Source organism: Methylobacterium sp. WL12, assembly GCF_008039475.1.
GTDB lineage: Bacteria > Pseudomonadota > Alphaproteobacteria > Rhizobiales > Beijerinckiaceae > Methylobacterium > Methylobacterium cerastii.
Genome location: NZ_VRUW01000126.1, coordinates 1 through 10026, shown reverse-complemented (window position 1 = coordinate 10026; position 10026 = coordinate 1). Strand labels below are relative to the sequence as shown.

At 69.3% G+C, this 10026-nt stretch carries 10 protein-coding genes; 5 read left to right on the top strand and 5 right to left on the bottom strand.

Annotated elements, in window-relative coordinates; translation table 11 throughout:
* Positions 1-668 precede the first annotated feature (668 nt).
* Together FV226_RS25685 and FV226_RS25680 are read left to right on the top strand one after the other, a co-directional pair.
* Complete coding sequence (locus FV226_RS25685; protein WP_246685404.1) at positions 669-1538, top strand: DNA/RNA non-specific endonuclease; 870 nt, start codon at positions 669-671, stop codon at positions 1536-1538.
* 12 nt (positions 1539-1550) lie between these two features.
* The gene (locus FV226_RS25680) at positions 1551-1826 is read left to right on the top strand and encodes a hypothetical protein (protein ID WP_147765148.1); all 276 of its coding nucleotides are present in this window, start codon (positions 1551-1553) and stop codon (positions 1824-1826) included.
* 11 nt (positions 1827-1837) lie between these two features.
* Here the strand turns inward: FV226_RS25680 and FV226_RS25675 are convergent, their stop codons facing one another.
* Together FV226_RS25675 and FV226_RS25670 are read right to left on the bottom strand one after the other, a co-directional pair.
* Positions 1838-2086 carry a hypothetical protein gene (locus FV226_RS25675; protein WP_147765147.1) on the bottom strand — a complete coding sequence of 83 codons (249 nt, stop codon included), beginning with the start codon at positions 2084-2086 and terminating at the stop codon, positions 1838-1840.
* Between the two features lie 120 nt (positions 2087-2206).
* Positions 2207-2422, bottom strand: coding sequence for a hypothetical protein (locus tag FV226_RS25670; protein ID WP_147765146.1), 216 nt, complete (start codon positions 2420-2422; stop codon positions 2207-2209).
* A gap of 172 nt (positions 2423-2594) precedes the next feature.
* Between FV226_RS25670 and FV226_RS25665 the strand changes: the two genes are divergently transcribed.
* The 3 genes from FV226_RS25665 (at position 2595) to eda (ending at position 6314) form a co-directional block, all read left to right on the top strand.
* On the top strand, positions 2595-3710 hold the full coding sequence (locus FV226_RS25665) for an asparaginase (RefSeq protein WP_246691739.1): 1116 nt from the start codon (positions 2595-2597) through the stop codon (positions 3708-3710).
* A gap of 142 nt (positions 3711-3852) precedes the next feature.
* Entirely contained in the window at positions 3853-5676 is a 1824-nt protein-coding gene (gene edd, locus FV226_RS25660; RefSeq protein ID WP_147765144.1) for a phosphogluconate dehydratase, read from the top strand.
* Positions 5677-5699: 23 nt separating this feature from the next.
* Positions 5700-6314, top strand: coding sequence for a bifunctional 4-hydroxy-2-oxoglutarate aldolase/2-dehydro-3-deoxy-phosphogluconate aldolase (gene eda / locus FV226_RS25655; protein ID WP_147765143.1), 615 nt, complete (start codon positions 5700-5702; stop codon positions 6312-6314).
* 167 nt (positions 6315-6481) lie between these two features.
* Here eda and FV226_RS25650 read toward each other — a convergent pair whose 3' ends face one another.
* From FV226_RS25650 to FV226_RS25640, 3 genes are all read right to left on the bottom strand, one after another.
* The gene (locus FV226_RS25650; RefSeq protein ID WP_147754077.1) at positions 6482-6781 is read right to left on the bottom strand and encodes a hypothetical protein; all 300 of its coding nucleotides are present in this window, start codon (positions 6779-6781) and stop codon (positions 6482-6484) included.
* 163 nt (positions 6782-6944) lie between these two features.
* The gene (locus FV226_RS25645; RefSeq protein WP_147765142.1) at positions 6945-9059 is read right to left on the bottom strand and encodes an ABC transporter ATP-binding protein/permease; all 2115 of its coding nucleotides are present in this window, start codon (positions 9057-9059) and stop codon (positions 6945-6947) included.
* A 128-nt stretch (positions 9060-9187) separates the two neighbouring features.
* Positions 9188-9481: a hypothetical protein gene (locus tag FV226_RS25640; protein WP_147754075.1), complete on the bottom strand. Its 294-nt coding sequence runs from the start codon at positions 9479-9481 to the stop codon at positions 9188-9190.
* Positions 9482-10026 lie beyond the last annotated feature (545 nt).

Genomic DNA, 10026 nt, shown 5'->3' with positions numbered 1-10026 from the left:
TGCCCGCCCGTCACCGACACGGTCTCGATCATCTCAGACCGAACCGCCTCCGCAACCGCCGGAAGGTCGCTCTCCGGCAACAGACGCAACGCAGACGTCTCAGACAAACCGTCCAAAATCGAGGGGGATGTTTCTTGACGTGTCAATGAACCACTCGCTCGCTATGACTTCCGGCCCGAAGGGCATCCGTGGCAGGCCGCGTCGATCCGAGGCGGCCGATGCGCGGTCCACCTCCCCTATGACGACGGGGTCGTTCCGGCCGGTTTCGCCGTCGCCCGCTCGCGGGAACGTTGGTACGGCCGCTGTCATGATAATGCCAATTACGGACCTTGTGGGATCCGATCAATGTTTCATCCCTGGATTTTCCCACTTTCGTGCCCTCGCTGCCACATGAGGCCCGCGTTGCTCCGTGCTGTGCTGTCCGGATTCCTATCGATTCTCGCCTTCGTCTTCAGCGCGCGCGCGGAAGCCGAGCCGCGCCCGGTCGACGACGTGTTCACGTTCGCGTGTGCCTTTCTCGGCGACTGCCCGGTTCGCACCGTGCCGGGCGCCCCCGACCGCGACGTCCGCCCATTCGAGGGCACGCTCGGTCGCCCCTGCACCTGGCGCGAGCGCCCGACGCCGTCGGGGCCGCGCAGGGTTCGCGCGTGCTCTTGAGCCGCGGACGAATCGCCCTCGTCGCCCTGATCCTCGGCCTCGGTCCGGTTCGCGCCGCGGAACGCTGCCCGGCCTTGTTCGTCGACAACCGCTCCCCTGAACTGACGAATCCGAAGCTCGCCGCCAAGACGCTGCCCCTCTGCTTCGACGCCTATGCGGTGCTGCATTCCGGGGTGGCGCGCGCGCCGCTCTACGCCGCCGAACGGCTGACCCGGGCGAGCGTCTCGGACGCGCGGCGGGTCGAGCGGATCGACGCCTTCCACGACGAGGACCGCGTCCCCGCCGACGAGCGCGCGCGGCTCGACGACTACGTCCGCAGCGGGTTCGACCGGGGCCATCTCGCGCCGGCCGGCGACATGCCGACCGGCGCGGCGCAGGCACAATCTTTCAGCCTGGCCAACGTCGTCCCGCAGAACCGCGCCCTGAACCGAAGCCTCTGGGCGGCGATCGAGGAGAGCACGCGCCGGCTCGCGACCCGGCGCGGGCAGCTCTTCGTCGTGACCGGGCCGGTCTATGCGGGCGACGCGCTCGCCTCGATCAACGGCCGCGTGCTGGTGCCGAGCCAGATGTTCAAGGCGATCTACGATCCGGTCGCGGGGGAGGGCGGCGCCTACCTTGCGCCCAACGATGCGGGCGGGACCTGGCAGGCGATCTCCCTCGACGCCTTGCGCGGCGTCGCCGGGATCGACGCGTTCCCGTCGCTGTCGCCGAGCCAGAAGGCCTCGGCGATGACGCTTCCCGAGCCGCGCGCCTATTCCCGCGACGACGTCGCCGACCACCGCCCCCAGGGTCGGGAGCAGACTTGGCGCGCTTGGCTCGGCCACGAGGCCGCGCGCGCCCTGCATCGCGCCCTGCGCCAGCTGCTCCGCTCGATCTTCTGAGGATCCTTTGCGATGACGAAGCCCAAGGATGGCGAGCCCGCCTTCGAGCCCTTTGCGGATGCGGCGGCGGTGAGGACCGTCGGCGCACTGGCGTTCGAGAACGGCCCCGACACGATCGCGCTGCACGGCTCCCTCGACATCACGCGGGACAAGGCCGGCCTGGCGCAGGCGCGCGCGCTGAAGGCCACGGTCGACGCCGTGGTCGCCGCGCTCGAGGCAGCGGATTTGCCGGCCGAGGTCGCCGAATCGACGACCGCGCCGACGGTGGTGAAGAACCCCTTCGCCTGACGGCGCGGATTTCAGGCGATGCGCACGCTGGTCATGGCCTCCGCGGCGCGCCGGACTTCGCCGGCGATCAGCTCCTCGCTTGCGCCATCGATCGGCATGTCGGCCAGGAGAACGGCGACGTCGCGCTTCACGTCCTCGCGCACCTCCGGGTCCTCCTCGGACAGGCGCCCGATCAGCACGCCCATCACGATCTCCATCGCCAGCATCTTCGCGTAGAGGCGCGAGACGGCGTCGAGCGGCTCGTCGTCGGGTTCGGACATGGGGTTCCTGCTTGATCCGGGCCGCTGGCGACCGCGCGTCCCGCGTGATCGGCCGAAGCGAGGCCGGCGCGCAAGTCCGACGTGACCGAAGCGTGGACACGGACGGATGAAGCGCGGGCGCTACGGTGCCTGCGTCGCAGCGACCAATGCAGGCGGTTCGGGTTTCGCCTCGGCGCCGGGCGCCTTGCGAGACACGTAGTAGATGTCGATCGCCCGCCAGAACGCGCCTTGCTCGTCGGAGGTGCGGCGGGCGAGCGCCGTGTCGAGGAGGGACATCGCCTCGCGGGCGGGGGCGTTGGCCTCGACTTCCCGCAGAAGGCTGGCGAAGGTCAGCATGGCGGCGCCTTTCCCGGGGGACGACCCGTCTTCAACGCTCAAGCTGCCGCTTCGATCCGGCGTGACGGTCGCGCGGCTCGGTCGCGCGAACGAACGGCTTCGTTCTTGCCTCGCGGATGGGCCGGCCTACGATGCGGCCGGTGCGCCGCGCCGCGGCGATCCATACGAAGGGGTGTCGATGCTTCCTGTCAGATCCAGCCGGTGCGCCGCGCTCGCGGCCCTTCTCCTCGCGAGCCTGTCGCTGCCCGGGGCGGCGATCGGGCGCGAGATGTCCGACGCGGCGGTGGAGGCCAAGGTCGGCAAGCCGAACGTGGTGATCCTCGCCACCGGCGGCACCATCGCCGGCGCCGGCGCGGACGCGGCCAACAGCGCGACGTATCAGGCGGCCAAGGTCGGGGTCGACAAGCTGATCGCGGCGGTGCCGCAGATGTCGGCCATCGCCAACGTCCGCGGCGAGCAGGTCTTCCAGATCGCTTCCGAGAGCTTCACCGACGCGCAGCTCGTGCAGCTGGCCAAACGCGTGTCGCAGCTGGTCAAGCAGAGCGACGTCGACGGCGTGGTCATCACCCACGGCACCGACACGCTCGAGGAGACCTCGCTGTTCCTCAACCTCGTGGTGAAGACCGACAAGCCGATCGTCGTGGTCGGCTCGATGCGCCCCTCCACCGCCATCTCCGCCGACGGCGCGCTCAACCTGCTCGATGCGGTCGCGGTGGCCGGCAGCAAGGAGGCGGTCGGCAAGGGCGTCATGGTGACGATGAACGACCAGATCCAGTCCGGCCGCGACGCCACCAAGCGCACCAACATCGTTCCGAGCGCGTTCTTCAGCCAGTGGGGCTCGCTCGGCATGGTGGTCGAGGGCAAGACCTACTTCTTCCGCAGCCTCGACAAGCGCCACGGCACCAGCTCCGAGTTCGACATCGACACGATCGACGCGCTGCCGCTGGTCGCCATCGTCTACGGCTCGGGCAACATGTTCCCCGGCGCCTACAAGGCCGCGGTCGACGCCGGCGCCAAGGCGATCGTCAACGCGGGCACCGGCAACGGCTCGGTGCCGGCCTACCTCGTGGACACGCTGAAGGACATCCGCGCGAAGGGCACGCTGATCATCCGCTCCTCGCGCGTGCCCGACGGCTTCGTCCTGCGCAACGCCGAGCAGCCGGACGACAGCTACGATTGGGTCGTCGCCCACGACCTGAACCCGCAGAAGGCCAAGATCCTCGCGGCGGTGGCGCTGACCAAGACCAGCGACACCAAGGAGCTGCAGCGGATCTTCTGGCAGTATTGAGACTTAAGTCCCCGGTCTGTCCTGCCATCTTGCGGTCGGCTCGGAGGCGTAGGGGCTTGTATCTTCGTCGGCTGGCCCAAAGTCGGCAGCGCACAGGACGGCCCCGGAGCGTTTCGCATCCGGGCCGTCGAGAGGACTTGCGATGACAGAGATCCATCCGGTGGTCGCGGCCGTGACGGCGCGCGTGGTCGCGCGCTCGCGCGATTCCCGGGCCGCCTACCTCGACCTGATCCGGCGCGAGCGCGAATCCGGCGTGCATCGGCCGACGCTCGCTTGCGGCAACCTCGCCCACGGCTTCGCGGCGTCGGGCGAGGACAAGGCCGCGATCCGCTCGGGCCGGGCGATGAACATCGGCATCGTCACCGCCTACAACGACATGCTGTCGGCGCATCAGCCCTACGGACGCTACCCCGAGCAGATCAAGCTGTTCGCCCGCGAGGTCGGCGCGACGGCGCAGGTCGCGGGCGGCACGCCGGCCATGTGCGACGGCGTCACGCAAGGCCAGCGCGGCATGGAGCTGTCGCTGTTCTCGCGCGACACGATCGCGTTGTCGGCCGCGGTGGCGCTGAGCCACGGCATGTTCGACGGCGCCGCGCTCCTCGGCATCTGCGACAAGATCGTGCCGGGCCTGATCATCGGCGCGCTGCGCTTCGGCCACCTGCCGACGATCCTGATTCCGGCAGGCCCCATGCCGACCGGCATCGCCAACAAGGAGAAGCAGCGCGTCCGCCAGCTCTATGCCGAGGGAAAGGTCGGCCGCGAGGAGCTGCTGGAATCCGAATCCGCCTCTTATCACGGCGCCGGCACCTGCACGTTCTACGGCACCGCCAACTCCAACCAGATGATGATGGACGTGATGGGCCTGCACATGCCGGGCGCCTCGTTTATCAACCCGGGCACCAAGCTGCGCCAGGCGGTCACGCGCGCTGCGATCCACCGCCTGTCGGAGATCGGCGCATCGGGCAACGATTACCGGCCGCTCGGGCGCTGCATCGACGAGAAGGCGATCGTCAACGCGGTGGTGGGGCTGCTCGCCACCGGCGGCTCGACCAACCACGCGATCCACCTGCCGGCGATGGCGCGCGCCGCCGGCATCGTCCTCGACTGGGAGGATTTCGACCGGCTCTCGGCCGTGGTGCCGCTGATCGCCCGCGTCTACCCGAACGGCTCGGGCGACGTGAACCACTTCCACGCGGCCGGCGGCATGAGCTTCGTCATGGCGAGCCTGATCGATGCCGGGCTGCTGCACGACGACATCCTCACCGTGTCCGGTGCGCGCCTGCGCGACCACGCCCGCGACCCGAAGCTCTCGGGGGACGACCTCACGTTCGAGGATGCGGTGCCCGAGAGCCTGGACGACACGATGCTGCGCAAGCCCGCCGCGCCGTTCCAGGCGGACGGCGGGATGCGGCTGGTCAAGGGCAACCTCGGCCGTGCCACCTTCAAGACCAGCGCGGTCGAGGAGCATCGCCGCACGATCGAGGCGCCGGCCCGCGTCTTCGACCACCAGGACGACGTGCTGAAGGCGTTCAAGGCGGGCGAGCTCGAGCGCGACGTGGTCGTGGTGGTGCGCTTCCAGGGTCCCCGCGCCAACGGGATGCCGGAGCTGCACAAGCTCACACCGCAGCTCGGCGTCCTCCAGGATCGCGGCCACAAGGTCGCCCTCGTCACCGACGGGCGGATGTCGGGCGCTTCAGGTAAGGTGCCGGCGGCGATCCACCTCAGCCCCGAGGCGCTGGGCGGCGGCCTGATCGCTAAGATCCGCGACGGCGACATCGTGCGCCTCAGCGCGGAAGAGGGCCTGCTGCAGGTGCTCGTCGACGACGCCGAACTCGCCGCCCGCGACGACGCCGTGGCACCGCCGCCGGCCACCGGCACCGGGCGCGAGCTGTTCGCCTTCATGCGCCACGGCGCGGACGGAGCCGAGCAGGGCGCCTCGGCGATGCTCGCCGCCGCCGGCCTTTGAGATCAATGGACAAGGAACGCACCATGACCGGCATCGACGCGCTGATGCGCTCCGTCCCCGTGATCCCCGTCCTCGTGATCGAGGAGGTCGAGCACGCCGAGCCGATCGCCCGCGCCCTGGTCGAGGGCGGGCTTACAGCGCTCGAAGTCACCCTGCGCACGCCGGCGGCGTTGGACGTGATCCGCGCGATGTCGCGGGTGGAGGGCGCGGTGGTGGGCGCCGGAACAGTGCTCAACGAGCGCGACCTCGACGCGGCGATCGAGGCTGGCGCGACCTTCATCGTCAGCCCGGGCCTCACCGCGCCGCTCACCGAGGCGGCGCTGAAGCGCGGCATCCCCTACCTACCGGGGGTCTCGAACGCCGCCGACATCATGCGCGGCCTCGACCACGGGCTCGACCGGTTCAAGTTCTTTCCGGCGGAGGCTTCGGGCGGGATCAAGGCGCTGAAGGCGCTGGCCGCGCCGTTCGGCCAGGTCCGGTTCTGCCCGACCGGCGGCATCTCGGAGGCGACGGCGCCGGAATGGCTGGCGCTCGGTGCGGTGCTCTGCGTCGGCGGAAGCTGGGTGGTGAAGCCCGGTGCGCCGGACGTGGACGCAATCCGGAAGTGCGCCCTCGTGGCGACGGGGCTGCGCGGCTAAAGCATTTTCGAGCGAGGTGGACGCCGGCTCGCGTGAAGAAAATGCGACCACGCAATAGGACAGAGCATGTTGCATGATCCGGAGATCATGCAACATGCTCTAAACGCGCGAAAACGCCCGCCCCGGTCTCCCGGAGCGGGCGCAATCTCAGCTGCGATCGAAGTCGATCAGCAATCGTTGCTGGCGGCCTGCGCGGCGGTCGGCTTGCCCTTGTCCTGCGCGTTCACGTCGGCGGGCGAGGTGGCGGTCGCGGCGGAGCCCGCCTTGTTCATCGCGCCGACCGTGCCGGGGGACTCGCCCTTGGCGCCGGGGCTGGTGTTGGCGGTGGCGCTCGGATCGACCGTCGAGGACTTGCTGGCGTCCTTGTTCGGCGTGACCGTGGTCCCGGTCGAGCAGGGCGCCGCGAAGGCTGCCGACGACATCAGGACGAGGGCGGCGGCGCTGGCGAAAGTCGTGATCTTGGTCATGCGTTTCTCCGCAGTTTCTTGATAGCGGGGTACAAACGTCACGACTGCGTGAGGGTTCCTTTCTTATTCCCGATCGGCAATTGCGATTGGTGATTCGTCCCGTCTCGCCCTTCGATCATTGAAAAGCCGGCTCGACATGCGAGCCTTCGTTGCGGCGGATGCTCTATTCGGCCGGCGCGACGGCGCGAAGCTCGCGCGGGCTGAACAATCCGTCACCCGTCGCCTGCATGTCGACCCGGCGCTCGTGGTGCGCGTGCAGCGTCGAGCGATGCCCGATCGAGACGATCGTGGTCCCGGGCAGCCTCTCGCGCAGCATGCGATAGATGCCGGCCTCGCTCGCCTCGTCCAGCGCGGCGGTCGATTCGTCGAGGAAGAGCCATTCGGGCTTGGCCAGCACCGCGCGGGCGATGGCCAGGCGCTGCTGCTCGCCACCGGACAGGCGCTGGTCCCAGGCGTCGATCTCGTCGAGGCGGTCGGCCAGCGCCGGCAGCTGCGCCGCGACAAGGGCCTCGCGGATCGCAGCGTCCGGAAACTGGTCCGTAGTGTTCGGGTAGCACACGGCGCCGCGCAGGGTTCCGAGCGGGATGTAGGGGCGCTGCGGCAGCACCAGGGCCGACTGGCCGGCCGGGACGTCGATCCGGCCCTTGCCGAACGGCCAGATGCCGGCGATGGCACGGAACAGGGTCGACTTGCCCGAGCCGGACGGGCCGGTGAGCAGGGTCGCCGCGCCCTTGGTCAGGGACAGGCCGTCGGCTGTGACGATGGTCCGCCCGTCGGGCAGGGCGAGGGTCAGCCCCGTGGCGGTCACGTCGGCCTTGCTGGCGTTGCCGTGGCCGAGCCCGTCGGTCGCCGCGGAATACGCCTCGGCCAGCGTCATCGCGCGCTTGAACGACGCGAGACGGTTGGTGTTGGCCTTGTAGGCCGCGATCGTGACGTAGGAGTTGATGAAGAACGACAGCGACGACTGCACGCTCGAGAAGGCGTCGCCGGTCTGCTGGAACTGCCCGAGGGTGATCTTCTTCAGGAAGTAGCTCGGCGCCGCGAGGATGTAGGGGAACACCACGCTGATCTGACTGTAGGACAGCGTGAAGCTGCCGAGCTTGATCCGCCGGTAGATGATGCCGAGGTAGTTGTGGATGATCTCGTGGAAGAGGCTCTTCAGCCTGACGTTCTCGGCGCGCTCGCCGCGCAGCAGCGCGATCTGCTCGGAATAGATCCGCGACCGGGCCAGCGAGAAGCGGAAGTCGGCCTCGACCTTCTCCTGCCGGAAGTCGAGACCAATCAGCGGCCGCCCGATCACATGCGTCAGCCAGGTGCCGACCAGGGCGTAGCCGACCACGAGCCAGACGAGGAAGCCCGGCACGACGGTGTCGGTGAACGGAAGCACGAAGTCGCGCGACAGCCCCCACAGGATGACCATGAACGAGACCAAGGTCGCGGCCTGCGACAGCAGGCGGATCGAGAGCGTCGTCGTCTGCGAGATGAACAGGTTGACGTCGCTCTGGATGCGCTGATCCGGGTTGTCGGCGTGCTCGCCGGTGAAGGGGATGCGGTAATGCGTGCCGCCGTCGAGCCAGCGCTCGTAGAAGCTTCGGGTCAGCCAAGTGCGCCAGCGCAGGTGGAGCGACGCGTCGACGAAGGTGTCGAACATGCCGACCACGACCCAGACCGTGGCCAGCGGCGCGAAGATCCAGACGAGCTGGTACCAGAACGCGTCGGCATTGTACTCCTGCAGGGCGTTGAACAGGTCTCGGAACCAGAAGTTCAGGCGCAGCTGCAGCGCCACCTGCGCGAAGGTGATGAAGATCGACAGCGCCACCAGCCGCTGCCCGACCTTGCCCTCGGTATTGCCGAAGAACCGGAACGGGCCGATCTCCGCGGTCGGCGCTTCGCGGCTGGCGAAGTAGGGGTCGGCGATCAGGGTGATTGCGCGGATCGGCTTGAGGTAGGAGATCGCGAGGACGAGGCCGCCGAACACGACAGCACCGGTGGCCGCGAAGGCCGGCGGCAGCAGGGCGGCCAGCGTCGGCGGCAGCAGGCTCATCGCCGCCAGGGTCTTGCCACCGGCCAGCACAAGGTAGCCGATCCCGTAGACCGCGACGAAGACCTTCAGGTAGGCGGAGAGGTTGGCCGAGGCGAGCAGGATGCCGGCCATCGCGAAGCCCGCGAGCGACACGTAGAGCGGCGGGGAAGGCACGCCGGGCGCCGCCAGCAGCACGAGGGCGGCAAGCGCCGTGAGCACGGCCTGCAAGCCGAGCCCGCTTCGAAGTGCGGCCACGCGCGTCTCCCGGTGATCTTGGTGGTCGGCTCCGTTGTCGGAGCCCTCCCGGCGGCAGTGAAGGCGGGTCGTGGCGAGATCGTGGCACCAAGAGGCGCGCGACGCTCAACCGCGCGTGAACGGGCGGCCTACCAGTTCCAATCCTCGAAGCCGGGCTCGCGGCAGCGATAGCCGATCGGGCATTGCGGGTTGTCGCGAGTAGGCACGAGACGGAGCTCGGCGATCTCGGACAGGTCGCAGAAGCTGCGGTCGCGCACGACGCGCTCGGGCTGTCCGGCGCCGACCGCGATCGTCACGTCGCCGCCGCGCTTCACCAGCGCCATCGCGTCGGCGCAGGCGATCCGCGGCGTCGCCTGCCGCGTCTGCGCCGCGGCCGGCCCGACGGCGAGGGCGATCACAAGGGCCGTGGCGAAGCATCTCATCGCGGGGGATCGGGTGCCTCGAAGGCGCGTCCTGAACGGATCGGCTGCCGAACATGGCAGTGAATCGGCAGCCCCGCCATGGCACGAATGCAACGTCGGAAGTGTTACGTCGAAGACCCACAGGCAATCCGTCGCCGCCACGCCGCCGTATTCGCGCGGTTTAGGGATTTCCCGAGACGGAAGACCGGTTAACATTTCGTCGCCCGCAATGCGTATTCGGCGCATCCCGCGGCGTTCGCGCAAAGGTTCTAGGAGCGGATGGTCCTGGCGACCGGTGCCCGGACCCGACGTGCGGGGCGGCGACTTGGCGGCGACTTGGCGCCGACACGGCGTCGGTCGAGGGTCGCGAGGGGTGTCGGCGTCCGGTGCGCACGGTCCGCTGAGGGGAGGACGGGATGGCCATGGCGGTGGGGCTCGACGCGGGCCCGGCGGAGCAGGGCGGCGGACAGGTTCGTGCCGTCTCGAAGCGCTGGATCGCGCTGTTCGTTGCGCTCGCCGCCGGCTGGGGCATCCTATTCGGCTACAGCCTCACGTTCCTCAACGAG